Below are 25,291 nucleotides of genomic sequence, written 5' to 3'. Positions count from 1 at the left end.
ATCAAAGAAACCGATCTCCCATCTCAGACCGTAGTTCACACACTAAATGACCGCTTCTGATCAAGACGGACATCCGATGAAATTGAGCCTATGACCGGCTAGCGGACAAAGCCGGCATTCAACCGTTTAGTTTTCACTAAGAGCTGTATTCCGGAAGTTTGGACAAGGCAGATTTCAATGCGTCGCCCCACCCTTCGGAAATAATGCGAAAGTACTGGTCGTCGGTTTCGAATCTGGACCGTGTACCACTTTCAAAGCTGTCTTCATCGTACAGAAGCAGGTCAAGCGGAGCTCCGACAGATAGGTTCGCCTTAATTGTGGAATCGAAACTTACAAGCAGGAGTTTTACGGTTTCCGGAAAACTCATTTCCGGATCATAGGCGCGTACCAGAATTGGGCGACCGTATTTCGTCTCTCCAATCTGAAAGAACGGGGTGTCGTCGCCAGCCTCGATAAAGTTGCCTTCTGGGTAAATCAGAAACAGGCGTGACGGGCCGCCCCTTATCTGCCCACCTAAAATGAGTGTCGCGTGAAAGGCACTGTCGGCTTGCTGACCGGACCGGGCATGCTCCTCGATGACGTCGTTCAGAGTAGCGGCGACCAATTGCGCAACCTGAAACATTGTCGGCGCTTCCAGTATGGACGGCGAGCGTTCTTCCGGCACTTTCGTCCGCTCTTCCAGAAGACTTATTGTGGACTGAGTAGTCGCCAGGTTTCCGGCCGCTAGGATGGTTATCGACCGGTCACCTTCGACTGTCCAGTTGAACATTTTGTTGAAGGTCGAAACATTGTCCACGCCTGCATTTGTGCGTGTATCGGACATGAAAACTAGTCCGCGATTCAGCCGCATGCCCACAGCATAGGTCATCAGATTCTCCGTTACTGCTGTGCGACCTGCAACTGCACTGTCAATTGCTCGCCCGCTGTCCCTATTCTGTTCCCTATTACTGGTGCAGATTGGGAATAGTCCAGACCGGTCGCGACACGTACATATCGATCATCAGGTGAAATACCGTTTGAAACGTCAAACCCGACCCACCCCAAACCATCCAAATGCACTTCGGCCCAGGCATGGGTCGCGTCCTGTAGTTCCGTTTCGTTCATCATAAGGTAACCGGATACATAGCGTGCCGGCACTCCGATCTGCCGCGCGCAGGTAATGAAAATATGCGCGTGGTCCTGACACACGCCACACCCTGCTGTGAGAGCGTCTTCTGCGCTCCACCCCGGGTGCGAACTTCCAACCTCATACGCGACCTGTGTTCGAATTCTTTCAGAAAGGGCATGCATCTGCTCAAGTGGTTTGCCTGTTGGCAACGCGCCTACCACATCGGCGACCCCTTTCTCCGGCATTGTCTGAGGTGTGCTTCTTTTGAATAGCCACAATGGTGTCGACCCTTCGTGACGCCCCAGTACGCCATGTGTGTCCTGCACCTCAACAACCCCTTCGGAGATCAACGAGATGCTTTGGGTATTAGGTTCGAAACTGATCAATTCCACCGTATTGCGGTGGTAGTCTTCAAATGTAAGTTCTTTGCGCCCGCCGGAGATCTCGGTACTCCAGCTTACTATGTTCTGATTGCGAAATGACTTTGGCGTTTTCCTCAGCTGCTGCAGCCCGAAGGGAACCGGCGCGTCGAAATCGTATCGTGTCTCGTGTCGAATGTGCAGTTTCATTGGCTACTCATAGAATCGGTAATCAATTTCGATCTGGCGGCTTAAGTTGCCGAGATCGGTCAGAAAATCCTGAATGTACTCATGGAGTCCGGCTTCAAAAACATCGGAAATTCGCAGATCCAGATATTTCTCGAAAAGGGTATTGGACGCCTCACATGAAGGCCCGGCAAAGCCATAGTCTTTCTTCAAATAAGACAGGTTTTCCTGAATCTTTCTGCAGCAAAAATGCAGGCTGCGTGGCATGCGTTGATCAAGGATCAAAAACTGCGCGATGTCAGATGGTCTTGTCTTTTGACCATGTGTCATCCGATACCCGCCACCCGCACCAACCGATCGCAGGATGCTCTCCCACTGGATATTGTCCAGCGACGAACCGACCGAGAAGGCGGTGGGCAGAAGGACGTAATACTTCACGTCCAGAATGCGCCCGGTGTTGTCGGCTCGCTCAACAAAAGTGCCAATACGCGTGAAATCAAAAATGTCATTGCGAAGCATAGTACCCAGAGTGGCACCTCGAACCAAGGCAGCCTGCTGGCGAATGAGCTCCAGCGTGCCCGGCAAATCCCGCTCGTTTACCCTTCGTTTCATGCCCTCGTCGATCTGCATCCACGTGGAGTTAACCGCGCTCCAGACATCGTGGGTCAGTGCGGTTCGGACAAGGCGCGCGTTGTCTCTTGCCAGCTTGATGACTGACCTGATTGAGGATGGGTTATCGGCATCGCGTAGCATCCAGTCTATTGCGTTGTCCTTTGCAACCTCATCATATTTGGCGAGGTATCCGTCCAGAACGCCGGCCGTTTTCAGAACAGAACCCCATTCCTCTGCCGAATTATTGGTCCGGGTCAGCGCCATTCTCTGACCCGTTTCCAGTAGCCTGGCGGCGTTTTCCGCTCGCTCCAAATATCTGGACATCCAGAACAACCCACCAGCAGTTTTCCCCAGCATGGTTAGTCCTCCAGAACCCAAGTGTCTTTGGTTCCGCCGCCCTGGCTTGAGTTCACAACCAACGACCCTTTCTTCAGCGCCACCCGCGTCAAACCACCGGGTGTGATATTGATGCCTTCGGAAGACACCAAAACAAATGGCCGCAGATCAACATGTCTGGGGGCGAGACCCGAGCGCGAGAAAATCGGAACCGTTGACAGTGACAATGTCGGCTGAGCGATATAATTCGCGGGCCTTAATTTGAGTTTAGCGCGGAAAGCCGAAATCTCTTTCTTGCTTGCGGTTGGGCCGATCAACATCCCGTAACCGCCGGATCCATGCACTTCTTTGACCACAAGGTCGGACAGGTTATCCAGCACAAAGGACAGAGATTCGGGATCGCTACAACGCCAAGTAGGAACGTTCTGAAGTAGTGGCTTTTCGCCTGTATAGAATTCAACGATTTCAGGCATGTAGGAGTAGATTGCCTTGTCATCAGCAATACCCGTTCCCGGCGCGTTAGCGATCGTAATGCCTCCTGCGCGGTAGACGTCCAGAATACCCGGCACGCCCAATGCGCTGTCGGGGTCGAAATTCAGCGGATCCAGAAAGTCGTCATCCACCCTGCGATAAAGTACGTCGATGGGCTTATAGCCTCTGGTGGTGCGCATGCAAACGCGCCCATCGACAACGCGTAGGTCGTGGCCTTCGACCAATTCCACAGCCATCTGATCTGCGAGGAACGCATGTTCGTAATAGGCCGAGTTATAGATGCCTGGGGTTAACACCGCGACGGTTGGTTCCCCGTCGGCGCAAGCCGGCGCGCAGGCAGCAAGAGATCGTCTCAGATTGCGGGGGTAGTCTGAAACATTACGAACATTCGTCGCGCTGAAGAGCTCGGGGAACATCTTTAGCATGGTTTCCCGGTTCTCCAGCATATAGCTGACCCCGGATGGCGTACGGGCGTTGTCCTCCAGAACGAAAAAGTCGTCCGGTCCGGTTCGCACCAGATCGACCCCGACTATGTGCGTATAGACCTGACCGGGAGGTGAGACACCAAGCATCTGCGGCAGGAAGGCCTCGTTTCCAGCAATCATCTCTGCCGGCACGCGCCCGGCCCGGACAATTTCTTGACGGTGGTAAATGTCATGTAGGAATGCGTTGATTGCCCGCACCCGCTGTTCGATACCGCGTTCCAGCCGCTGCCATTCCCGCGCTGAAATAACTCGTGGTACGATATCAAACGGTATCAGACGTTCCTCGGCCTCGGCTTTGCCGTATACGTTAAAAGTGATGCCCGTCAGCCTAAAGACTTCTTCGGCTTCGCGCTGTTTCGCCCTCAGTCGTGATGCGTCTTCCGCATTGAACCAGCGGCCGATCTCTTCGTATGGACCTCTAAGTGATCCATCGCCGTTGAACATTTCATCAAAATACTCACTCATGCTCTTAGTTTTACGCATAGATCAGATTTTTCAAGTCATTCAGGCTTGGTTGGATGCTGCCTAGGGAAGGAGCGTCTAATTTTCAGGCTTATTGACGATTGTGATGGTCTAAACAACGCGGTGCTATTCGTGTTTTCAGTTGATGTCACATTCATTGAGATGCACTGAGCATTACATGGCTTTTCGCTGCATCGGAACGTCCGCTTTGGTCTCAACGCGGACATCTGACTGTTTCTGTCAGATGTCCGTTCGCCAGCGCGAAGCGGACGGTCGAGCTTCAGCAAACAAGCCTGAACATATGACACGCGCCTCAGCAGAACCTGAACAAGTATCTCAATTACGCCTATGCTGAACTAAAGAGTAGATATTGCAAACATCGTTGGTATCCTGCTCCCGCAACAAAAAATACTATAATAAATCAATACGTTACACGCCGCCTAAGAGCGGTGTTTTGCGTTGTCGCGATGGCGATGGAAGCACTACGGAAGCAAACGGGGCGGGAAGCGTCCTGTGATGAACGCGCAACCCGAGGCGGGAGCACAAGTCCCCGAAAAGGCGCGATGAGCCCTAACCGGTCATTGCGGTATGAAAACTGGCTACTGTGGTTGCATTCGGCAGATCGTGGCCCATAACAGACATTCCATCCTTTTTCTGATGCAATACTAGGGGTTCTAAAGCTTTGTTCTGTATGGCAACTCTCGACCAAACGATGTTTCGACAAGTAAAAGCTTGGGAAAATATGGCCAGAATCCAATGCGCGCCGAACACCGGCAAAACCTTCGCTACTTTGACCTCAAGCTGAAGCCCAAAAGGACAGGTGCTGGCCTGCGGCCAGCGCACCCTGGCTCGCGTCAGCTATATGACAAGCACACGTGCCACGGCGCGGCCAACTTCCAATCAAACTGACGAGCTTTACACCTGGAAACTGACCCTTTTTGAACCGGGATTGACAGTTAAAGCACGATGCGACGATCGGTCATATTTCAGGTCTAATTAGGCATACGAGAGCGATGAGCCGCCGCTAGTTATACGAATAGGCTCCAATTTTCGAAGTACTGAGTTTATTACTCACCAACGCCTCAGCAAATGTGATACCTGCGGCCACCCCATCGATAACAGGTAAGCCAAACTCTTCGCTGAGCTGGGCCATTAGGTCAGCCATTCCTGCGCATCCAAGAACGATTGCTTCTGCATTGTCCTGTTCAATTGCCACACGGATTTCTGACCGGATTTTGTTCAGGGTGGCTGGGTCGCCCTCTTCAAGCTTAAGAACAGGAATTTCAGTCGCTCGAACGCCCCCGCACTTTTGGGCAAGCCCATAGCGCATCAGATTGTTTTCCAGCCCCGGCACCGAACGGGACAGAGTAGTGATAACGCTGAACTTGTTCGCAATCATACTGGCCGCGTGATACGCGGCCTCACCAATGCCAAGGACAGGAACGGATACAAGCGTGCGCACAGCGTCGAGCCCTGTATCGTCAAAACAGGCAATGACGATTGCGTCTACGTCCATGTGCTGTGCGACCTCCTTCAACAACCCTGGCACACAAGTTGCGACGTCCAGAAAGCCCTGAATACTGGCTGGGCCGTCAAGCGAACTGGCGGCCACAATCTCTGTGTCTGGACGGGCAACGGCGCGCGCCGCCGAAGCGACTTTGTCGGTCATGGAAGTGGTTGTATTGGGGTTGATAACAAGAATTTTCATGTCAACTCACACCTCGCCGCCAAGATAGGCGGCTTTGATCCGGTCATCGTGCAACAGTTCTTTTGAGTTGCCTTCGATGACAACATTCCCGGTCGCCATCGCGTAGGCGCGGTGCGAGATGCTGAGCGCCATGCGCGAGTTTTGTTCGACCAGCAGTACCGACACACCTTCGTCGCGGTTGATCGCCACGATAGAGCGGGCGATGTCCTGTACCAGCTTTGGCGCAATGCCAAGACTTGGCTCATCCAGCAACAAAAGCTTGGGCTTCGCCATTAACGCACGGCCAATCACCATCATCTGCTGCTCGCCACCAGACAGCGTGCCAGCCGCCTGAGAATAACGCTCCTTTAGGCGCGGAAAGCGGGTGAGGATACTGTCCAGTGTGACTTGTATTTCGGACTTATCGCTGCGGGTGAAGGCCCCCATCATCAGGTTGTCTTTAACAGACATGAATGGGAACACGCGCCGCCCCTCAGGCACCATCGCGATGCCGCGTTTGACGATTGCAGACGGGTCGGTGCCGTCGACACGTTCCCCGTCGAAGGTGACGGACCCTTTCACAGGCTTTGCCAGGCCCGTAATAGCGCGCAAGATGGACGACTTGCCCGCACCATTGGCCCCGATCAGGGCAACCGTTTCGCCTTGATTAACGTTGAGCGAGACACCTTTCAGCGCATAGACATGGTCATAGTAAAGTTCGACGTCTTTGAAATCCAACATGGCTGTCATGGCTTACATCCCGATTTCGTCGTCGGCGCTGCCCAGATAGGCCTCGATGACTTTTTCATTGTTCTGGATTTCGGATGGCGTGCCTTCGGCGATCTTTTCACCAAAATTTAACACGACGATCCGATCCGAGATGTTCATGACGGCGGGCATATCGTGTTCCACCAGCATCACCGTCACGCCACGTTCGTCGCGTACAGAGCGCACGAGATTGACCATGTTCATTGTCTCATCGTGGTTCATGCCTGCAAAGGGCTCATCCAACAGCAGCACCTTGGGGTCAGTGGCCAGACCAATAGCGATACCTAACGCGCGCAAGTTGCCTTGTGGTAGGTTACTGGCCAACTCATTCGCAATCTCAGACATGCCGAGGAACTCCAACAACTCATCCGCGTACTCTCCAAAGGCTGTCACATCTTCTTTGGCGGTTTTGGAACCCCAGAAATACCCGGCCAGAGACGCCTTGGCCCGCAGGTGCTGCGCGACCACAACGCTTTCTCGCACGGTCATGCTTTTGAAAATCGTCGTCTCTTGAAACGTGCGCACGATACCTTTGCGAGCCACGACATGCGGCTTCAGGTTGGAAATACGCTCTCCGCGATAGAGCACTTCACCTGATGTGGTCGGAGTGAAGGATGAAATCATCTTGAACAGCGTGGATTTCCCCGCACCGTTCGGGCCGATCACAGACAAGATTTCATTCTCTGACACATCAAAACTGATGTCATTGTTTGCGATTAGGCCACCGTACTTCTTGGTGACATTGTTGACCTGAATGAGGGCGCTCATTTGTTGTTCCCCTTACCGAAACGGATGCTGAGAAGCCCATTGGGTAGGAAGCGGATAACAGCGATCAGGATCATCGAGTAAACAAGCATCTGGTATTTGCCGAGTTCGAACAAAAGGTCCCACCCGAAGTACAATACAAGCGTTCCAAGAATTGGGCCAAAGACATAGCCAAGCCCCCCAAGGAAGCAATTCAGCATAAAGTTGACCGAGTCCGCGACAACAAAGGTGGAGGGGTAGACTGACTGCGCGATTGAGCCGAACATAGCCCCACCGATGCCGCCAAAGAAACTTGAGATCGCGAAGATCACAACGCGGATGTAGGCAATGTTCACCCCGATAGAACTGGCGAGCTCTTCGTTTTGCTGCATTGAACGGCAAAGGTGTCCGAGGCGCGAATTCACCAGCCTATAAAGCGCCGCATATGTCACGACCATCAGGATGCAGGCCGTCAGGTAGAAGGCCAGTTTGGTATTTTCCATGGCGCCGAAATCGGGGATCAATGGAATGCCGAAAATGGACACACCGGATGGCAAGGGGATATTCGAGATGCCTTTGGCACCGTTTGTGATGGGCAGAGCCAACGCTGTCAGCGTAACAACCTGGGTCAGTACCAGTGTAATCATCGCAAAATAGACGCCACGCAGACGTAAGATCGGCAAGCCAATTAGCACGGCGATCAACCCTGCGAACAACCCTGCAGCAGGTAATGATATCCAGAAGGACAACCCGGATTTGACAACTAGAATGGCTGAAACATAAGCACCAATCAGCGCGAACGCCCCTTGGCCGATGTTGATCCGCCCAATGTAAAATGTCAGCCAGACACCCGCACTAGCGATGGCCAAAAGCGCGACAGAAGTCAGGGTAAAGTAGAAATCCCAACGTCCCGTCGCGTTGATCAATAGCGGCACGCCAACAAAGATGGCCAAAAGGAAGACGCCGACGGCAACCAGTTGTTGTATTGAAAATCCCATCATCGTCCTAACCCCACGGCTTGCCCATCAGGCCTTGAGGCCGGATGGCGAGGAAGATCATCAGCGAGATGAAAATCAGTAGGTATGTGATGTCACCATATTGGGACAGAACTGCGAGACCGATGGCCTCCATAAATCCCAGGATGATACCACCCCAGATCGCGCCAGAGATCACTCCGGCACCGCCGATCATCACCATCATGAAGGCTTTGATTGATGTGGGCCCACCCATACCGAGGTTAACACCGGTGATGGTCACCAGAAGGCCCCCGACCAAACCGGCCAACATCGCGCCAAGCGCGAAGCCGATCATCGAGTAGCGGTCAACATTAACGCCCATCAACTGAGCAGCGGTTCGGTCTTGGGCTAGCGCCCGCAACGCACGACCGGTCTTCGTGTATTGCATCAGGCCGATAAACGCGACGATCGACAGGATCGCCAATATGCAGATCAGAATGCGGTCATAAGGCATAATCAGGCGGAAATCGTAGTTGAACACACCATCGACAATCTTAGGAACGCCGCGCTGTTTTTCCCCAAAGATGATCAGGATCAGCGCATCCAATAAGAATGCAATCCCTGCCGCTAAGAGCATCGTACTTTCTTCGCGGGCAGACCCCTTGATCACGGGCGCAAACAGGTATCGTTCAATCAGCGCCCCGAGGATTGCCAGTGTCACGCAGGACATAACAAGAGCCAAAACGAACGGTACGCCCCACTGACCGTAGAATGTGTAGGTGACGAAACCACCGATCACATACATCTGTCCGTGGGCAAAATTGAGGACGTTCATCAACGCAAAGATCAGGGTCAAACCAAGCGCGATCATCGCGTATTGAGACCCCAGATAAACGCCATTGGCCAGTATCTGTTCCATGTCGGTTTTCTTTCGTGGAAAAGTCTTGGGCCAATACGGCCCAAGAAAGTTCTGCTCAGGAGAGGTTAAAAACAGAAATGGACGCTTAGTCGACTTCAGCGACGAACAGCGTTTCGAACTTGCCGTCCTGATAGACGTTTACCACCAATGGCACTGCAACCTGGCGCTTTTGGCCGAAAGAAGACATACCGACATAGCGCAGCTTTGCATCGCCGTTCATGTATGGATTCGGGGCTTCAAACGTGTCCATCGTCGCTTGAAATGTATCCACATTGTCGATCGCTGACGGATCAGCTTTCAATGTTTCAAGGATATACTCCAAGGCATATACTTTGGTGTTCGACTCGTCGTTGTATTCGCCGAACATATCAGTGTAGCGCTGCACAAACTCTTTCATCATTGGTGACGCGAGCTCGGGCGTGGATGCACCACCAACCGAGATGAAGCCATTCGCGAGATCGCCGGCGCCCTCGGCCAGAACACCTGCATCCTGCGCAGTCTCGGTTGAAATCACACCTTCAAAACCCAGTTCCCGAGCGGAACGGATCAACTGTGGCGCGTTTGCAGGCGACACGCCGGACAACACCAACAGGTCAGGGCGCGTGCGCATGATTGGCGTTAGAACGGGTGTGAAGTCTGTCGTATCCACCTGATATGTGACGTTGGATGAAACAACTTCCATGCCAAGCGATGTGGCTGCTTCAACCCCACCGTCACGCTGGCTCAGAGGATCAGATTCGTTGGCCGCTATAAAAGCGACCGTCTTAACGCCTTTTTCTTCCATCAAATATTTGTAGATCGCAGGGCCAGATTGGTAGTTGGCAACCATACCCAAAACAGCATTGGAGGCTGGCGCCTGATAGAGCGACTTTGGAAACGCGTATGGGAAATACATGATCCCGTTGGCTTCAGCCACGGGGCGCACAGCTGCTGCGCCGTCGTCAACGTTCGGACCTACGACATAATGGATACCTTCCTGGGCCATTTTCTCCATGCCCGCAATTGCGCGTTTGGGATCTTTCTGGTCATCAAAGGAAACGATTTCAATGTCATAGGTTGTGTCGCCGATGGTGTAACCGCCGGTCTCATTGATCCAGGCGGCACGCGCTTCCATTGAGCGTTGGTTGGATATGCCCCAAGCAGCAGCGGGGCCGCTGGTCACGCCAACAAAGCCAATTTTTAGAACCGGGTTCTCTGCGAAGGCAGCTGTTGCCGCAAGCGCTGTCAGTGTTGCCGCCGTCAGGGCCGACTTCATGAGTGATCTTCGTTGCATATCTTAACTCCCGTTGAATTCAATTTTGACGCATTTCGCGCAATTCTTGGCCGGCAGTTTGATGGAATCCCCATGCTTGCCGCGGGGTCAGTTCACGATTGTTAACAATCTTTGTCAACACATTTGGCATTTTGGTCGACAAATTCTAATGCTTGGCCTTAGACTAATTGGAGATTATGCCTTTACAGCCAGCGAATCCGCAAAAGAAATCAACCCTGAAAGTAGTCTCGTGTCCTCCATTCCTCAGCAAAGCAGCGTAGGCAAAACGGACCCCAACCCGGGATCGAATGAGAATTTTATTGTTGAGCGCATCTACAAGGCGGTCATGGAGCAGCGTTTGGCACCAAACACCAAACTGAGTGAAGCACGTTTGTGCGAAACCTTTGGCGTTGGTCGAATGCGGGTTCGACGGGCGCTTCTATTACTCTCAAGTCAGGGGCTCATTGAGTTACAGTCAAATCGCGGCGCTTATGTTGCCTGTCCCGACAAGTCTGAGGCGAATGACGTATTTGCGGCTCGGATGCTGATTGAGCCGCCCCTTGTTCGGCAGTTGGCTCAAAGCTCTGGTGATATTGATCTGACGGTTCTCATTGATCACATCGCCCTTGAGGACGCGGCCCGTGAAAAGGACGAAAGAACCGAGATCATTCGGCTGTCTGGCGAATTCCATACAAAACTTGCCCAAGCAACGGGCAACAAGTTCATCTTCCGTATGATGCGCGAATTGGTCACGCGAACATCCCTCATCGTGGGCCTTTTTGGATCGTCGCAAAACGCGAGCTGCCCGGATGACGAGCACAGTAAGATCCTGCACGCGATCCAGTCACAGAATCCGGAACTGGCCGAGAAACTGCTCATATCTCACCTGAACCACATTCAAAGCGGCCTTGATATGGAATCGCGGCAGCAACCTCAGGACGATCTGGCAACTATTCTTGGTTCGGATTGATCAGAATATCAGCTTTTTTGAAATGAAGGACCGTGGGAAACAGTTCAAAATTGGTGGGTTGTCAGCTAAAAATTCAATAAATTGACCAACTCTCCATAAATTCCCAAGGCAGAGTTTTAGATGGCGCAGCAGTCCTTCATGCAGTTCGCAGCATCTTGTAAAATGGGGCTCGTTGCCGACGTCCGATCATTTCACTCAGACAATTGATGGGCACTTAGGGACCAAGGTCGGCAAAGTGCTGTATGCTGCCCAATGCACCGGCAGCAACCAGATCACTGGGAAATGACCGAATAGGGTTCTCAGCGGAAGTTGCAGAAGCAGTAGTTTACCGTTGCTGGCAAGCAAAGGGCATTATGCAGCTACCGTCTTGATTGGAACGGTCTCAGTTTCGTTTGGACGGGCGATGGTCGCCCCGACGAGTTGTCTCTCGAATCCGGCAGGGGTGCGGATGTCTTCGTGACCGAGATGTCGGGACAGGACATCGGCCAGCTAATGACGTACAATTACGGCATCCCGCAGCAGCTCTTCAACTTCACGATAGACACACATCACACGTCACACTACGCGATTGGAAAGATGTTCGCCGAAGCAAAACCGCAGCTTGGCATGGTGATCCCAGGCAGGATTGAGCGTTGGTACCAAACACTCAAGACCCGCATCCTATTGAAAATGACTATCTGCCCGGAGATCAAGAAGCATGCTCCACACTCAGAGCCAGATTTTACTCTAACTTGACCCAAGCCGCATTCCTTGAAGAGCTTTGCACGCATGCGGCCACAAACTTAACACCATTGAGCCCGTCATGGACCGTTGGATAGATAACCGACGCCTCAGGCGAAATCCCATTTCGGAAAGCTTGAATGGCCTCTGCTGCCTCTCCATAGACATTTGCGAACCCCTCAAGATACCCCTCGGGATGTCCGGGGGGAACTCGACTTAACCGGTTGGCAGCATCTCCAGCCCCTGCACCATTTCGGGTGATCAAACGCTTAGGCTCGTTGTAGGGTGTAAACCACAGGTAGTTAGGATCTTCCTGAGCCCACTCCAACCCACCTTTTTCACCATAGACCCGCAATCGGAGCGCGTTTTCATTGCCAGGAGCCACCTGAGAAGACCACAGCATACCACGCGCTCCGCCTTCGAAGCGAAGCAGGACGTGCGCATTGTCATCGACTTTGCGGCCCGGCACAAAGGCCTGCAAATCCGCCGCAAGGCTTTCCGCCTTCAACCCGGTCACAAAGCAGGCGATGTTGTACGCGTGGGTGCCGATGTCACCGGTTGATCCACCTGCGCCAGAGCGTTCAGGATCGGTCCGCCATTCAGCCTGTTTAAAGTCCTGCTGTTCGGTCAGCCAGTCCTGTGGGTATTCAACCTGAACGACGCGGATTTTTCCAATATCGCCGTTGGCAACCATTTCACGCGCCTGCCGAACCATCGGATAGCCTGTGTAGTTGTGGGTCAATATGAACAGCGCGTCTGCGTTTTCCGCTGCTTTGACCAGCTTTTTGGCGTCGGCAAGGGTCGAGGTGAGTGGCTTGTCACAAATAACGTGAATGCCACGCTTCAGGAACTCGCGTGCGGCGGCATAATGAACGTGATTTGGTGTGACAATTGAAACTGCCTCGATCCCAGATTTCAGCCGGGCTTCCCTTATCGCCATTTGCTTGAAGTCTTCATAAACCCGCTCGAGCCCCAATGCCTGCCCACTTTCAAGAGATTTCTCAGGCGTAGAAGACAAAGCACCGGCAACCAATTCAAACTTGTCGTCCAATCGCGTCGCAATTCGATGAACGCCACCTATAAAGGCGTCGTTTCCACCGCCAACCATGCCAAGGCGAATGCGACCTGAGGTTTCTTCACTGCGTCCTGTAACCATCACTCAATCCCCAGCATCTTACGGTTAGCCGCTTCGTCTGCGCCACTGTCAGCGAAGTCATCGAACGCCTTCTCGGTTACGCGGATAATGTGATCGGAAACAAACTGAGCGCCCTCACGCGCTCCATCCTCAGGGTGTTTGAGGCAACATTCCCATTCGACCACTGCCCAACCATCAAAGTCATTCGCGGCCATTTTTGAGAAGACGGCCCCGAAATCCACCTGGCCATCGCCAAGTGACCGGAACCGTCCAGCCCGATCAACCCAGCTTTGATACCCAGAATAAACACCCTGCCGCCCAGTTGGATTAAACTCGGCATCTTTCACATGGAACATCCGGATCCGATCCTTGTAGATGTCGATGTTGTCCAAGTAGTCGAGGCATTGCAGGACGTAATGCGACGGGTCGTACAACATGCAGGCCCGAGGGTGATTGCCTGTCCGCTCGAGAAACATTTCGTATGTCACGCCGTCGTGGAGGTCTTCTCCGGGGTGAATTTCATAGCAGACATCAACGCCGCATTCGTCCGCGTGATTCAGGATCGGCATCCAACGGCGCGCGAGCTCATCAAATGCTGTTTCAATCAATCCGGCAGGGCGCTGCGGCCAAGGATAAACGTAGGGCCAGGCCAACGCGCCTGAGAACGTCGCGTGAGCAGAAATACCCAAGTTTTTCGATGCTGATAGTGCCTTTTTTACCTGATCCACCGCCCATTCTTGTCGGGCCGTCGGGTTCCCTCGGACACTCTCGGCTGCGAAACCATCAAATGCAGTGTCATAGGCCGGGTGAACGGCCACAAGCTGACCTTGAAGATGCGTGGACAGTTCAGTGACTTCGACACCATTCTCGCTGGCTTTGCCTTTGAAGTCATCACAATAACCGATGCTGGACGCGGCCTGTTCTAGGTCGAACAACCGGCCATCCCAACTGGGAACCTGAACGCCTTTGTATCCGCAATCAGCCGCCCATTTGGTGATCGCATCCCATGAATTGAACGGTGCTTCGTCCCCTGCAAATTGTGCAAGAAACAGAGCCGGCCCTTTGATCGTCTTCATTAGATTTTCTCCCCAAAACCTGTGCCTTTATGGCGGTAAATTTTCCTTCAGATAGATGTCGATACGGATACGTTCCTGCGCCTTGTTGAATGGAACCTTATCAGAAGTCGCGCGCAGCAGACGGATGGCTGAACGAACAATGTGCCCCGAGTCTTGCGAGATTAGAGCGTCAAACGTTCCAAGCCTAAGCGCTTCACGACTAAGTGGAGTGAGCTCATGCGCTATGATCACCAGATCTTTGCTGAACGTGTTCTCTGAAAGAAACTGAATCAGACCAGCATTGCCTGCAGCTGACGAGTATATTCCAACCAGATCCGGGTAGGTTTCAAAAATCTCGGGCATCATCGTGTAGATCAGATCCGGATCATCCCGACCCTCTACGGACGCCACAACTTCGAGATGAGGAAAATCCTCAGCCACAACAAGATCAAAACCCTGGCGTCGTTCCAGATGATCGCGTGCCAAGCGAGATCCTGTCAGGACCAATACCTTGCCCTCGCGATGCACAAATCGTCCCATCAGCTGAGCAGCTGTCCGTCCTGCCGAAATATTATCGATGCCTACAAAGTGATCTCTATCAGAACTAGGCAAGTCAGACACCAGGGCAACAACCGGAACGCCCTTGTCCCTGACCCTCTTTACAGCGTCGCGGACAGAAGGCGTTTCAGGTCCGAAAACGGCCACTCCATCAACCTCTAAACTGTCGACAGTATCCAGGATGTTGACGATGTCTTGCGGCTCAAACGGAGCTACCTTCTCGATTGCAATGCGAGTCCGTTCGATAAACTGGTCACGTGATTGTTCTGCGATCTGACTGCTAATCGCCTCTACAAACTCGTTGTCGGTGTTTGGCAAAACAAACAGGAAATTGTAGACGCGGTTACGCGCGAGGTTGGCCGCGGCCGTGTCGCGCACATACCCCAGCTCATCAATCGCCTTTTGTACTTTCTGCACGGTTACGGCCCGCACGCCGGGGCGCCTGTTCAAGACCCGGTCAACAGTCGCCAGGCTGACACCCGCTACGCGCGCGATGTCATTGACGGTTGGCTTTTTCACCAATTCTAACTTTTGTTTTTGGTCTTCCACGTGTTCTTCAGCCCTCAATCTCCCGCGCTAAGCCTTCAAACAACAAAGCAACAGCCTCAGCGCCGGGATCGTTATGTCCAACTAGGTTTTCTTCGGGAACATAGGCCGCGCGGCCCGCCTTCGCACGACGAATTTTAGCCGTGTTGTCCGCGCCTTGGCGGGCAGCCTTTGCCGCATGGCTCAGGCCAGACGGGAGTGCAGCAAGTGCAGGCGCCAGGGCGTCAATCATTGTCCTGTCACCGACCTTGGCGCCCCCAACCTGGCTTACTCGATTCAGACCTTCGACCAAGGATTTCGGTGCAGAAGCTCCGCTCGCGCAGGCATCTCCAGCCGCGTTGAAAAAGATTGCGAGTATCACGCCGGAAGAACCGCCCATTGTCTGGCTCAATTCATTGCCCAGGGCGGGAAACAACTGTGTCAAATCAGCGAGCGGCATTCGGTCAAGACTGCCTTGCAACGCTCGTGCAGCAGTCGCCAATGTGCTCCCTGTGTCGCCATCACCAGATTTCGCGTCCAACTCGTTCAGGGTCTTCTCAGCGTTGATGAGCAGTTCAGACAACCGGACGATCGTTTCCCGTGTCACAGGATTGTTCGAAGGAATTGGATCAATCGGAGTCAACCCGTCAGGCAAAGGCGCTACTTTTATTGGATCGATGGAATTGACGCCGGGCCAAGCCGCCAGATCAACAGGCGCTTCAAGCGCCGACAAATCGTTCTGATTTACGGGCAGAACGGAAACAGAGAACCCGTGCATATCCAGCGATGTCATCATTGGTGCCGGGCCAATGATATGGCGGGCGATACCAGTCTCGAACAATGCATGTGTGAGGACAGCCATTTCTAGCGGAGTTGTGGACCCGAGGTTGTTGACCAAGGCCACACAATCCCCAGATTCCACGCGTTGCTTTAGCTTCTCTACCACTGTGGCCATGGCCGATACAGCGTTTGAAAATTCCACCTGCTGTACACCGGGCTCACCATGGATGCCCAAGCCGAGTTCCGCTTTGCCGGGTGCAATCCTGTCCTCTTTCGGAGAACCCGGAACGGTGCAGGTGTCCAGGCTCATACCGATGCTCACCACCTTGGCTATGGTGCTTCTTGCTGCATTGGTGACAGTGTCTAGGTCAGCACCTGTTTCAGCAAGCGCGCCAGCAATTTTGTGCACGAACAAAGTTCCTGCCACGCCGCGCGGTTGCGGAAGGTCGGGCAGGGCGATGTCATCGTCGACAACGACCATCTCTACCCTGCGGCCCAATGCACGGGCGCGTTCAGCTGCCAGCCCAAAGTTCAACCGATCGCCGGTGTAATTCTTGACAATAAGCAAGCACCCAGCCTCACCGGTAACCGCAAGAATGCCAGCCAGAACCGCCTCAACTGACGGGGACGCAAAAACTTCCCCGCATACGGCTGCTGTCAGCATACCGGCGCCAACAAAACCTGCATGTGCGGGTTCGTGACCAGACCCTCCGCCGGAAACCAAGGCGACTTTCGACTTGTCCCAATCCGACCTGTAAACAACCTTGATGTGTGGGTATCCGTCCAACCTGGTAAGTCGTCCTCCAGAGGACGCCAGAAGACCGTCTATTGCCTCTGTGACCAAGGTTTCTTTCGTGTTGAGGAACTGGGCCATGCTTTTGCTCCTTAATTCACTCGCGCGCCAGACGCGTCAAAATACAATGGATTGTGAGGGCGGATTTTTATAAGTTTTCCAGCGGGATAGTCCTGATGGATGCCAATCAGTGTCACAACCGGGTGGCCATTCAAGTCCAAGTGCAGTCGCGTTTGATCCCCCAGATGCTCAGCACGTACTACACGCGCATCACGGCCTTCGCCTTCAATGATGTTTTCCGGGCGAAGACCAATCTGCGGGCCCTTGTGATCGCCTCCGAACAACTCGGATGGCAGGATGTTTATCCGTGGCAGGCCCAACCGGCTGGCAACGTAAACACTGCCTGGGTTTTCATAGATATCCCGGGGTGTCCCGTACTGAACCAACCTTCCATTTTCCAGAACGCCGATATGCGTCGCCATTGTCATGGCTTCGACCTGATCATGGGTCACGTACAGTAAGGTTGACCCCAAATCCGCCTGAATTCTCTTCAGTTCCACGCGCAAATCTGCCCGAAGCTTGGCGTCCAAAGAACTGAGTGGTTCGTCCATTAGGAAAATCTGGGGGTCACGCACCAGCGCCCGTCCGATTGACACGCGCTGCATCTCGCCGCCAGAAAGTTCGGTAGCTTTGTTGTCCAGTTTTTGCGGGATCTGGAGGATTTCCGCGACTTCGTTAACCTTTCTCGCGATCTCATCCTCTGGCGTCTTCAGGATCGGCGACCGCAGAGGAAACGACAGGTTCTCCTGCACTGTCATATGGGGGTATAGCGAATATTGCTGGAAGACCATCGCCACATCGCGCTGGGCTGGCGTTTCCATTCCAACGTCTCGCCCGGCAATTCGCACCGTTCCCGAATCCAATTTATCGAGTCCGGAGATCAACCTCAGCGTCGTTGTTTTTCCGGCACCAGTCGGACCCAACAACACCACGAAGGCGCCGTTGGGGATCGTCATAGAAATATCGTCCACCGCTTTGACTTTACCGTATGACTTCGAAATATTCTCCAAAACGACTTCAGCCATTGTTTAGCACCTCGCCGTTCAGAGCGGACCGTAACGCTCGGCCCGTAGACATTTCAAATAAGGTCACTGCAGGTGAGCGAAACTCCAATCCCACTGTCTGGCCGGGATTGACGACTTCGCGTGCATCAATTCGGGCTTTCAGCTCTCCATTTGGACTTTGCAGCGTCACGATCTGTGTGGTTCCCAGGTATTCTGCGGCCAGGACCTTGGCCCGGTAAGCGCTGGTGTCCGATAGAAAAACATGCTCGGGGCGGACACCAAAGACCAAGTCTCCCTCTGCCCCTTCCATCAGTTTGGGCACGGCTTCGTCATGGCCATTCAGTCGGACCATTTCCGAGCCAGGTTCGACCTTCCCCTGAAACCGCAGGAAATTCATTGAAGGAGACCCGATAAAGTCAGCCACAAACATCGTAGCTGGTTTGTCGTAAATCTCCTGAGGCGTGCCGAATTGCTCGATCACGGCGTTGTTCATTACGACGATCTTGTCGCCCATTTGCATGGCTTCCAACTGGTCGTGTGTAACATAAACAGTGGTCGCGCCCATGCGATCATGAAGCGCGCGTAATTCTTCAGCCATGTGCTCACGAAACTCTGCATCCAAAGCACCAAGAGGTTCGTCCATCATGAACGCCTTGGGCTCGCGAACAATCGCGCGACCAAGCGCCACGCGCTGCCTGTCGCCGCCTGAAAGCCCGCCTACCGGGCTATCGAGTATGTCCGTTATTCCCAGAATCCCAGCGACTTCCTCCACTTTGGCTTTTACTGCAGCACGCGGCATACCCTGCGATATCAGTGGATAGCTGATATTTTTGCGCACGTTCATGTGTGGATACAGCGCGAACATCTGAAAAACGAAGGCAATGTCTCGCTCTGAGGGCGGTCGTTGGCTGATTTCTTCACCGTCTAGGTAAATCTCGCCAGATGTGGGAAGTTCCAAGCCCGCGATCATCCGCAGAGTTGTTGTCTTCCCGCAACCGGATGGCCCCAGCAGCATGAAAAACTCACCGTCCTCAATCGTGAACGAGCTTTCGCGGACAGCGGTGAAATCGCCGAACATCTTTTTTACGTTTTTGACTACGATCTGGGCCATTTCTACTCCGGGAAATGGCTGACGATGATGAACATGACGGTTCCGATCAGCGTGACGATGAAAGAATAGGTGAAGGCCCAAAGGACAAAGGGCTGCATCAACATGAAGACACCCAGTGCGATGAGGATGGTCGCGACCATCTCCCATGGGCCGCGGCGCAGCCGCATCAATCCGGTAAAAAACTCGCTCATTTGCGCACGGCTCCGAATGTGATCCCACGCAGCAGGTGTTTGCGCATCAGGATGGTGAAAATCATGACCGGGATCAGGAAGATCGTCGCGCCTGCTGCCACGGCAGGCCAATCCAGGCCGCCGATACCGATGATGGTTGGAATGAAGGGCGGCGCAGTTTGCGCATTCGCGGATGTCAGCAGCACCGCAAACGCGTACTCATTCCATGCGAAGATCAGGCAGAAGATAGCAGTTGAAGCTATGCCGGTGGCGGCTTGCGGCAGCACCACTTTGTAGAATGCCTGAAACCGTGTGTAGCCATCTATGAGAGCGGCTTCTTCGTACTCTCTCGGTATTTCGTCGATAAAACCCTTCAGCAACCAAACCGCCAGAGAGATATTCACGCCCGTATACAACAGGATCATTCCAAGATGCGTGTCGCTGAGACCAAGGTTTCTGAACATCAGGAAAATCGGGATTGCGACGGCAACCGGAGGCATCATCCTTGTACTGAGGATGAAGAACAGAAGGTCGTCCTTCAGCGGAACTTTAAACCTGCTGAACGCATAGGCAGCCAGCGTACCAAGAAAAATGCTCAAGAACGTCGAGCCAAATCCGATGATAACCGAGTTCATAAAGCGTTCACCGAACTTGGATGGCCCAACGATCACCATGTCGTATTGGCGCACGATCTCATCGGCCCAATTCTGCGGCGGGTTGGCTTCCAGAAATTCCTGCGTTTGCCGCGTGCGCGTGGTGAAAAGGTTGACATAGCCTTCAAGCGTTGGGTCAAAGACCATTTTGGGCGGATAACTGATCGCATCGGCTGGGGATTTGAAGCCAGTCAGCAAAATCCACACCAGTGGGATCATCGTGATCAGTGCATAGGCGATGACCAGAAAACCGGCGATCCACTTGGACCGGTTCGAAGGTTCGGTGACGGAAAAACTGCTCATCTCTGTTTCACCTTGTTCAGGGCTTTGACGTAGATCGACGCAAGGCCGAACACGGTGACGAAAAGGATGATCGCATAGGCCGAGGCATAGCCCGTACGCCACTTCTCAAACGCCTCTCGCTTGAGATTGATCGAAGTGAGTTCGGTAACAGAACCCGGCCCACCGCCGGTCAGCTGAACCACGAGGTCGAACATCTTGAAGTTCTCGATCCCTCGAAACAGCACCGCGAGCATCAGGAACGGCAGCACCATCGGGATGGTGATCGTGAAGAACTGCCGCAGCTTGCTGGCCCGGTCGATCTCGGCCGCTTCGTAGATATAGTCGGGAATACTGCGCAGTCCGGCCAGACAGATCAGCATCACAAAAGGCGTCCACATCCAGGTGTCAACGATCACGATCGCCCATGGGGCCAAAGTCACAGAGCCCAACATCTCAAAACTTGACGGGTCCTTGCCGCTGAACCACGACACGATGTAGTTAAACAGACCGATCTGCGGCTGGTAGAGGAACTTCCAGAAGTTCCCGACGACTGCCGGGGACAACATCATCGGCAGCACGATAATCGTGGTCCAAAGATCGTTGCCTTTGAATTTCTTGTTGATCAACCACGCCAGCGTGAAACCGATCAGCACCTGAAAAAAGATCGTCCAGAACAGGAAGTGCGCCGTCGCCTGCATATTCAACCAGGTGTCGGAGTCCGTCAGGATACGCTCGTAATTCCTGAACCCGACATCTTTGACTTCACGCGCGATCCGGTTGGCTTTGTAGTTGGTAAAGCTCAGTTTGATGGTCCAGATCAACGGAAAGATATTGATCGCCAGCAGCAGAAATATCGTCGGGGAGATGAATATCCAGGCGATCGCGCGGTCGGATAACCCCCGAATTTTTCGCGCAACTCGCACGGGCGTTGCCTGCGCAACGCGATCTACAGTCCTGTCAGACATCTCTTTGCCAGTTCTTGTTGGTTTTGGACTTACGGGTGAAGGTGAAGCGGGTTCGCACCCGCTCCCGCCCTACTTCCGGATTACAACTTTCCTTCGTCTTCGAAGGTTTCGGTCCAATCTTCGATCAGAAGATCAAGCGCTTCCTGAGCCGTGCCCTGGTCGGCTACGACGTAGTCGTGGATGCGTTTCTGCATTGCCAACAGCAGTTCTGCATAAGCAGGCTCCTGCCAGAAATCCTGCACCCCAGCCATTGCCTCCAGGAAATCACCGGCGAACGGTTGGCTATCCACAAAACCAGGATCTTCCAGCACTGAGTTATGCGCCGAATAGCCGCCTAGCTCCCACCATTTCGCCTGAACTTCTGGCTGCGCGAACCACTTAATGTACTCAAGTGCGGCGTCTTGTTTGTCAGAGTAACTGACAACAGAAATTCCTTGTCCGCCGAGTGTTGAGCCGGCCTGATTTTGTGGTGGATTCACGAAGAAGTCGATCTTGTCACCGCCGGTATTGGGATCGGCATAAAGACCAGGGAAGAACGCAAACCAGTTCATAGCCATTGCGACCTGACCTGACTTAAAGGCGTCCAGGCTCTCACCCATGTACGAATTGGTGTATCCCGGAGGTGTAGCTGTTTTGTAGAATTCCTTGTAGAACTCCAAAGCCTCAACTGCTTCCGGTGAGTTTACGGCGCCTTCCATGTCATATGAGCCAGGAGTGTTTTCGTATTTGAAACCCCAGGGGTAAAGCGCCCCGGTCACACCCATCGTGATCCCTTCCGAGCCGCGCTCGGTAAAAATGGCCGCTCCATACACGGTTTTTCCATCGATCTCACGACCCTGGAAGAATTGGGCGATCTGTAGCAACTCTTTCTGAGATTGAGGCTCGCGCAAGTCCTGCCCTGTGGCTTCTTTGTATGCTGCTTGGATTTCAGGGTTTTCGAACCAATCCTTACGATAGAACCAGCCATTGGCATCACCCATCGCGGGCAGCGCGTAGTAGTTTGGTGTGCCCTTGGGCCAGGTCGAATAGGCGTAAACGGTGGCTGGCGCAAAATCGTCCATGCTGATGCTTTCAGCATCGAAGAAGTCGTTCAGTTGGACATAGTGACCGTTTTCCGCGCCACCGCCGATCCATTGACTGTCACCAATCAGCAGGTCGCAGAGCTTACCACCGGAGTTCAGCTCATTCAGCATTCTGTCCGCAAAATTTGGCCAAGGAACAAATTCGAAATTCATCGTGTGGCCGGATTCTGCTTCGAATTCCTTTGATAGCTCGACAAGCGCGTTGGCCGGGTCCCATGCAGCCCAACATAGCGTCAGATCTTCAGCATTTGCCTTGGTAGAAAGAGTAGTAGCGGCAAGGACTATTGCGCTGGCCGAGGCCAGTTTTGAGTAAGTCATCCATTCCTCCCTTTTTTGCGCCGTCAACCGAGGATGTGCGAATCGCGGCATACCCCCAAGGCTATTTGAGGTACGCACCTCAAGTCCAGAAAAACTTGAGGTTCGTACCTCAAAACTCTAAAGGCACCCTCGAGCAGAGTCGCTTATGAATTGATTTTAAGAGGAATTTCAGAGATGCTGATGCGCATGTGTTCTCGGTTGCGGGATGTCAAATAGCCCTATCGATCGAAATGGCACAGCCAACTTTGGCGACATCAGACCATCAACTGGTCTCGGGAATTCGCTTCGGTGGCCACTTGCAGTTTATTCAGTCGATACACTTACGAATTGGAGATAGCGTCAAATAGCGCGAACCACGCTGGATCGTGCCTAACTCGTTTGGTCAGGTGCAGACGTATGAAAAATCTTTCTATCGTTCGAATGAACCGCTACCCAATTAAAGGCTTGGATTCCGAGCCTATGCAAACCGTGACGCTGCAAGCAGGAGAGGGCATTCCCGGTGATCGCCTCTTCGGATTTGCCCGTTACAACTCCGGTTTCGACATGCAGAACCCTAAGCCACTTCCGAAAGACCGTTTTGTCGTTTTGATGAACGAGGCTGCACTGGCAGGCATTCAGACCCGTTTTGATATTGAGACCCAAGATCTTGAGGTCAATGCGAACGGCAAGACGCGATGTTTTAATATGCAAGTTCCTGAGGGTCGGATGGATGCGGCAAGGTTCCTGAGCTCGGAGATAGGCTTAAGAGATCCCGAACCGCCAAAGTTCGTCTCTTCCGCTCCTCATCGGTTTACGGATGTGTCTGTCGTGTCGCCGAAAATGATGAACGCGATATCTGTTTTGAATCTGGCCTCTGTGGAAAAGTTGGGCAGACAACTGAACACAGATATCCACCCAGCGCGGTTCCGAGCGAATATCGAGATAGACGGGCTACCTTCGTTTTCTGAGCTGGATGCCGTTGGATCGATTCTAAGGTTCGGCGATGTTGAGTTAAAGATACTCTCACGTACGAAAAGGTGCGCAGCAACTGAAGTGAACCCGAAAACGGCCGAGCGGGACTTGAAGATACCCTACCTTATTCAAAAGTTGATGGGTCATATGGATATGGGCGTCTATGTCGAGGTAACCAATGGCGGAACGCTAACGGTCGGGCAAACTGGGGAAATACTCACGTGACCTTTGAGCCGCCAGCACTGCAGTAAACTAATCAGGTTTCATTCTGTTGATGCGCAGCGCGTGAACTGCACCGAAGCGCATCTGGCACATTACCGATCTGAGCTGTGCACTCAACGCTCAGTTATTTAGGACAGTCCAGACACCAGTTGTTTCAATCCAAGGGCTGCGCCGGCAAAGATTGCAGCAGATGTTACAGGCGCGCTGTAAGCCAGAAGTGAGAAGGCAGATATGCCTTGGTCTAGTGTGGGGTTTTGGTCGTGTGACGGGCAGTGGCCAACGGAAGTAGTAGATGCCGTGTCTGGACAGTGAGAGATACGCATGCAGCTTCATTTTGTGTCACACCTGTGTGTCACACCGCTCTAATGCTTGCTATCTAGTTGTATTGTTAGGTTTTGGTGGAGCCTAGGGCCACCATACCCTCATTGAAAACGCTGCGTTTTCCGCCAGCTGGGACATCTCGCCCCCACATAAAACCCCACATATTACTGAATTCTCCTGACTTCAACTGCTGTCAATTGGGCTAATGAAACCAATTTGGCAGTCCAAAACCTTGATGTCGCGCGGTGCTATCACCTTCATCCAGACAACTTGGCCAACGTGCGTTCAACATTGAGGAATGGAAATTGAGAATTGAGTGGGAGCATCCTAGGTGGTTTGCATGTCTTTTAACTAAGGAATTGAGCGTTGAGCATGTGATGCCAGATGGCCTTGGAGGCATCCTCACGTCTTGATTTCTTTGTGAGAATGCAACAGCCGATTTGGTTTTTCACTTGAAGGAGCGGAACACCTCGCTCTCGAACTCCGTAACCCACGGGTCAATCCCAAGACAGTGACAAGAACGCAAAGTTAAGCTATTATGTCAGTATTATTGACGTATAAATGACGAGATTGACGGTTCTATGCCCCATGACGAGCAACAAGCTAAACGCGGCCCGGATGGCAAGTTCCTGCCCGGGCACAAACCGCCAAAGTCAACCGGCCGACCGCGGGGCGCAAATGGCATTAAAGCACGCGCAGCACGGCTTGCGGGCGAACGGCTTGAAGAGATGCTCGGGCGCGCCACTGATGTAATTTCCGACGAGCTTGATAACGGCAATCCAACCGTAGCCCAATGGCTCGTTGATCGGGTTCGGCCTCCTACACGCTCTGACTTCGTTCAATTGGCTGACAGGAACAAATTGAGCTCAATTGAAGATATCCTCGTCGCTTCAGAGCGGACCACAACTGCAGCATCGCGGGGCGAAATCAGCTTGCAACAGGCAAGGCTTCTTCAGGATGTTCTGGGTCGTCACGCCCAGCTCAAAGGGCTTGAAGAATTGTCCGCACTCCGTGCGGAGGTCGAGGAAATGCGACGTACGGATAGAACGACCGCCGCAATTGATAAGTCACTGCTACCAAAATGGGGCCGCCTGAGCCAGGAACAAAAATGAAGAGAGGGTCATGGACAGACAACGGAGGAATGGCTGGAACTCGCCTGCCCATTTCTGATAGCACCGCCATCAAGGCTGCACTAAAAGCCGCAATCGAAGCGGCTGATAGGTTAGAGATATCAATTCGGCATTCTGAAA

The 25,291-nt window shown here is 53.1% G+C and carries 24 protein-coding genes and 1 pseudogene; 4 read left to right on the top strand and 21 right to left on the bottom strand.

Annotation, left to right across the window (positions count from 1 at the left end; genetic code table 11):
* Positions 1-136: 136 nt before the first annotated feature.
* The 10 genes from ALB80_RS20615 to ALB80_RS20570 form a co-directional block, all read right to left on the bottom strand.
* Complete coding sequence (locus ALB80_RS20615; protein ID WP_050605983.1) at positions 137-868, bottom strand: proteasome-type protease; 732 nt, start codon at positions 866-868, stop codon at positions 137-139.
* Positions 869-879: 11 nt separating this feature from the next.
* The gene (locus ALB80_RS20610; protein ID WP_050605982.1) at positions 880-1,677 is read right to left on the bottom strand and encodes a transglutaminase family protein; all 798 of its coding nucleotides are present in this window, start codon (positions 1,675-1,677) and stop codon (positions 880-882) included.
* A 3-nt stretch (positions 1,678-1,680) separates the two neighbouring features.
* Positions 1,681-2,622 carry an alpha-E domain-containing protein gene (locus ALB80_RS20605; RefSeq protein ID WP_050605981.1) on the bottom strand — a complete coding sequence of 314 codons (942 nt, stop codon included), beginning with the start codon at positions 2,620-2,622 and terminating at the stop codon, positions 1,681-1,683.
* 2 nt (positions 2,623-2,624) lie between these two features.
* On the bottom strand, positions 2,625-4,043 hold the full coding sequence (locus ALB80_RS20600) for a circularly permuted type 2 ATP-grasp protein (protein WP_050605980.1): 1,419 nt from the start codon (positions 4,041-4,043) through the stop codon (positions 2,625-2,627).
* A gap of 1,021 nt (positions 4,044-5,064) precedes the next feature.
* Complete coding sequence (locus tag ALB80_RS20595) at positions 5,065-5,748, bottom strand: aspartate/glutamate racemase family protein (RefSeq protein WP_050605979.1); 684 nt, start codon at positions 5,746-5,748, stop codon at positions 5,065-5,067.
* Between the two features lie 6 nt (positions 5,749-5,754).
* Positions 5,755-6,477 carry an ABC transporter ATP-binding protein gene (locus tag ALB80_RS20590; protein WP_050605978.1) on the bottom strand — a complete coding sequence of 241 codons (723 nt, stop codon included), beginning with the start codon at positions 6,475-6,477 and terminating at the stop codon, positions 5,755-5,757.
* Positions 6,478-6,480: 3 nt separating this feature from the next.
* Positions 6,481-7,263: an ABC transporter ATP-binding protein gene (locus ALB80_RS20585; RefSeq protein WP_050605977.1), complete on the bottom strand. Its 783-nt coding sequence runs from the start codon at positions 7,261-7,263 to the stop codon at positions 6,481-6,483.
* On the bottom strand, positions 7,260-8,240 hold the full coding sequence (locus ALB80_RS20580) for a branched-chain amino acid ABC transporter permease (protein WP_172677929.1): 981 nt from the start codon (positions 8,238-8,240) through the stop codon (positions 7,260-7,262). The genes ALB80_RS20585 and ALB80_RS20580 overlap by 4 nt, the downstream gene beginning before the upstream one ends.
* 4 nt (positions 8,241-8,244) lie before the next feature.
* Positions 8,245-9,114 carry a branched-chain amino acid ABC transporter permease gene (locus tag ALB80_RS20575; protein ID WP_050605976.1) on the bottom strand — a complete coding sequence of 290 codons (870 nt, stop codon included), beginning with the start codon at positions 9,112-9,114 and terminating at the stop codon, positions 8,245-8,247.
* A gap of 85 nt (positions 9,115-9,199) precedes the next feature.
* The gene (locus ALB80_RS20570) at positions 9,200-10,387 is read right to left on the bottom strand and encodes an ABC transporter substrate-binding protein (protein ID WP_050605975.1); all 1,188 of its coding nucleotides are present in this window, start codon (positions 10,385-10,387) and stop codon (positions 9,200-9,202) included.
* Positions 10,388-10,412: 25 nt separating this feature from the next.
* Here ALB80_RS20570 and ALB80_RS20565 point away from each other — a divergent pair, with 25 nt between their 5' ends.
* Both ALB80_RS20565 and ALB80_RS20560 read left to right on the top strand, forming a co-directional pair.
* Positions 10,413-11,336 (top strand): GntR family transcriptional regulator, encoded by a 924-nt coding sequence (locus ALB80_RS20565; protein WP_253276938.1) that lies wholly within the window; start codon positions 10,413-10,415, stop codon positions 11,334-11,336.
* A 456-nt stretch (positions 11,337-11,792) separates the two neighbouring features.
* Positions 11,793-12,071 carry a hypothetical protein gene (locus ALB80_RS20560; RefSeq protein WP_157054295.1) on the top strand — a complete coding sequence of 93 codons (279 nt, stop codon included), beginning with the start codon at positions 11,793-11,795 and terminating at the stop codon, positions 12,069-12,071.
* Here the strand turns inward: ALB80_RS20560 and ALB80_RS20555 are convergent.
* The 10 genes from ALB80_RS20555 to ALB80_RS20510 form a co-directional block, all read right to left on the bottom strand.
* Positions 12,058-13,212, bottom strand: a complete 1,155-nt coding sequence (locus ALB80_RS20555) for a Gfo/Idh/MocA family protein (RefSeq protein ID WP_083445405.1) — start codon at positions 13,210-13,212, stop codon at positions 12,058-12,060. The genes ALB80_RS20560 and ALB80_RS20555 overlap by 14 nt on opposite strands.
* Complete coding sequence (locus tag ALB80_RS20550; RefSeq protein WP_050605971.1) at positions 13,212-14,267, bottom strand: sugar phosphate isomerase/epimerase; 1,056 nt, start codon at positions 14,265-14,267, stop codon at positions 13,212-13,214. The genes ALB80_RS20555 and ALB80_RS20550 overlap by 1 nt, the downstream gene beginning before the upstream one ends.
* Positions 14,268-14,294: 27 nt before the next feature.
* Positions 14,295-15,323: a LacI family DNA-binding transcriptional regulator gene (locus ALB80_RS20545; RefSeq protein WP_050605987.1), complete on the bottom strand. Its 1,029-nt coding sequence runs from the start codon at positions 15,321-15,323 to the stop codon at positions 14,295-14,297.
* Between the two features lie 37 nt (positions 15,324-15,360).
* Positions 15,361-16,983: a dihydroxyacetone kinase subunit DhaK gene (locus ALB80_RS20540; RefSeq protein WP_050605970.1), complete on the bottom strand. Its 1,623-nt coding sequence runs from the start codon at positions 16,981-16,983 to the stop codon at positions 15,361-15,363.
* Between the two features lie 11 nt (positions 16,984-16,994).
* The gene (locus tag ALB80_RS20535; RefSeq protein ID WP_050605969.1) at positions 16,995-17,987 is read right to left on the bottom strand and encodes an ABC transporter ATP-binding protein; all 993 of its coding nucleotides are present in this window, start codon (positions 17,985-17,987) and stop codon (positions 16,995-16,997) included.
* A complete protein-coding gene (locus ALB80_RS20530; RefSeq protein WP_050605968.1) occupies positions 17,980-19,077 on the bottom strand; it encodes an ABC transporter ATP-binding protein in 1,098 nt (365 codons plus the stop codon). Before ALB80_RS20530 ends, ALB80_RS20535 begins: the two co-directional genes overlap by 8 nt.
* Before the next feature lie 2 nt (positions 19,078-19,079).
* Complete coding sequence (locus ALB80_RS20525) at positions 19,080-19,268, bottom strand: hypothetical protein (protein WP_050605967.1); 189 nt, start codon at positions 19,266-19,268, stop codon at positions 19,080-19,082.
* Positions 19,265-20,203: a carbohydrate ABC transporter permease gene (locus ALB80_RS20520; RefSeq protein ID WP_050605966.1), complete on the bottom strand. Its 939-nt coding sequence runs from the start codon at positions 20,201-20,203 to the stop codon at positions 19,265-19,267. Before ALB80_RS20520 ends, ALB80_RS20525 begins: the two co-directional genes overlap by 4 nt.
* On the bottom strand, positions 20,200-21,147 hold the full coding sequence (locus tag ALB80_RS20515) for a carbohydrate ABC transporter permease (protein ID WP_050605965.1): 948 nt from the start codon (positions 21,145-21,147) through the stop codon (positions 20,200-20,202). The genes ALB80_RS20520 and ALB80_RS20515 overlap by 4 nt, the downstream gene beginning before the upstream one ends.
* Before the next feature lie 80 nt (positions 21,148-21,227).
* Positions 21,228-22,547, bottom strand: a complete 1,320-nt coding sequence (locus tag ALB80_RS20510) for an ABC transporter substrate-binding protein (RefSeq protein ID WP_050605964.1) — start codon at positions 22,545-22,547, stop codon at positions 21,228-21,230.
* A gap of 396 nt (positions 22,548-22,943) precedes the next feature.
* On the opposite strand from ALB80_RS20510, the gene ALB80_RS20505 reads away from it, so the two are divergent.
* Positions 22,944-23,723 (top strand): MOSC domain-containing protein, encoded by a 780-nt coding sequence (locus tag ALB80_RS20505; protein WP_253276937.1) that lies wholly within the window; start codon positions 22,944-22,946, stop codon positions 23,721-23,723.
* A gap of 125 nt (positions 23,724-23,848) precedes the next feature.
* Here ALB80_RS20505 and ALB80_RS22775 read toward each other — a convergent pair.
* Positions 23,849-23,968, bottom strand: a pseudogene (locus tag ALB80_RS22775) (YeeE/YedE family protein); the annotation flags it as partial.
* Between the two features lie 654 nt (positions 23,969-24,622).
* Between ALB80_RS22775 and ALB80_RS20500 the strand changes: the two are divergent.
* On the top strand, positions 24,623-25,153 hold the full coding sequence (locus ALB80_RS20500) for a hypothetical protein (RefSeq protein ID WP_050605963.1): 531 nt from the start codon (positions 24,623-24,625) through the stop codon (positions 25,151-25,153).
* Positions 25,154-25,291: the final 138 nt, after the last annotated feature.

This window comes from Ruegeria sp. 6PALISEP08, from assembly GCF_001238295.1.
Classification (GTDB): Bacteria; Pseudomonadota; Alphaproteobacteria; order Rhodobacterales; family Rhodobacteraceae; genus Ruegeria.
This window is presented reverse-complemented; position numbering and strand designations above follow the sequence as displayed.

Excerpts from the sequence above, each read along its gene's own strand:
- ALB80_RS20615 (WP_050605983.1), bottom strand. The coding sequence starts at position 868 with ATGACCTATGCTGTGGGCATGCGGCTGAATCGCGGACTAGTTTTCATG.
- ALB80_RS20610 (WP_050605982.1), bottom strand. The coding sequence starts at position 1,677 with ATGAAACTGCACATTCGACACGAGACACGATACGATTTCGACGCGCCG.
- ALB80_RS20605 (WP_050605981.1), bottom strand. The coding sequence starts at position 2,622 with ATGCTGGGGAAAACTGCTGGTGGGTTGTTCTGGATGTCCAGATATTTG.
- ALB80_RS20600 (WP_050605980.1), bottom strand. The coding sequence starts at position 4,043 with ATGAGTGAGTATTTTGATGAAATGTTCAACGGCGATGGATCACTTAGA.
- ALB80_RS20595 (WP_050605979.1), bottom strand. The coding sequence starts at position 5,748 with ATGAAAATTCTTGTTATCAACCCCAATACAACCACTTCCATGACCGAC.
- ALB80_RS20590 (WP_050605978.1), bottom strand. The coding sequence starts at position 6,477 with ATGACAGCCATGTTGGATTTCAAAGACGTCGAACTTTACTATGACCAT.
- ALB80_RS20585 (WP_050605977.1), bottom strand. The coding sequence starts at position 7,263 with ATGAGCGCCCTCATTCAGGTCAACAATGTCACCAAGAAGTACGGTGGC.
- ALB80_RS20580 (WP_172677929.1), bottom strand. The coding sequence starts at position 8,240 with ATGATGGGATTTTCAATACAACAACTGGTTGCCGTCGGCGTCTTCCTT.
- ALB80_RS20575 (WP_050605976.1), bottom strand. The coding sequence starts at position 9,114 with ATGGAACAGATACTGGCCAATGGCGTTTATCTGGGGTCTCAATACGCG.
- ALB80_RS20570 (WP_050605975.1), bottom strand. The coding sequence starts at position 10,387 with ATGCAACGAAGATCACTCATGAAGTCGGCCCTGACGGCGGCAACACTG.
- ALB80_RS20555 (WP_083445405.1), bottom strand. The coding sequence starts at position 13,212 with ATGGTTACAGGACGCAGTGAAGAAACCTCAGGTCGCATTCGCCTTGGC.
- ALB80_RS20550 (WP_050605971.1), bottom strand. The coding sequence starts at position 14,267 with ATGAAGACGATCAAAGGGCCGGCTCTGTTTCTTGCACAATTTGCAGGG.
- ALB80_RS20540 (WP_050605970.1), bottom strand. The coding sequence starts at position 16,983 with ATGGCCCAGTTCCTCAACACGAAAGAAACCTTGGTCACAGAGGCAATA.
- ALB80_RS20535 (WP_050605969.1), bottom strand. The coding sequence starts at position 17,987 with ATGGCTGAAGTCGTTTTGGAGAATATTTCGAAGTCATACGGTAAAGTC.
- ALB80_RS20530 (WP_050605968.1), bottom strand. The coding sequence starts at position 19,077 with ATGGCCCAGATCGTAGTCAAAAACGTAAAAAAGATGTTCGGCGATTTC.
- ALB80_RS20525 (WP_050605967.1), bottom strand. The coding sequence starts at position 19,268 with ATGAGCGAGTTTTTTACCGGATTGATGCGGCTGCGCCGCGGCCCATGG.
- ALB80_RS20520 (WP_050605966.1), bottom strand. The coding sequence starts at position 20,203 with ATGAGCAGTTTTTCCGTCACCGAACCTTCGAACCGGTCCAAGTGGATC.
- ALB80_RS20515 (WP_050605965.1), bottom strand. The coding sequence starts at position 21,147 with ATGTCTGACAGGACTGTAGATCGCGTTGCGCAGGCAACGCCCGTGCGA.
- ALB80_RS20510 (WP_050605964.1), bottom strand. The coding sequence starts at position 22,547 with ATGACTTACTCAAAACTGGCCTCGGCCAGCGCAATAGTCCTTGCCGCT.
- ALB80_RS20505 (WP_253276937.1), top strand. The coding sequence starts at position 22,944 with ATGAAAAATCTTTCTATCGTTCGAATGAACCGCTACCCAATTAAAGGC.
- ALB80_RS20500 (WP_050605963.1), top strand. The coding sequence starts at position 24,623 with ATGCCCCATGACGAGCAACAAGCTAAACGCGGCCCGGATGGCAAGTTC.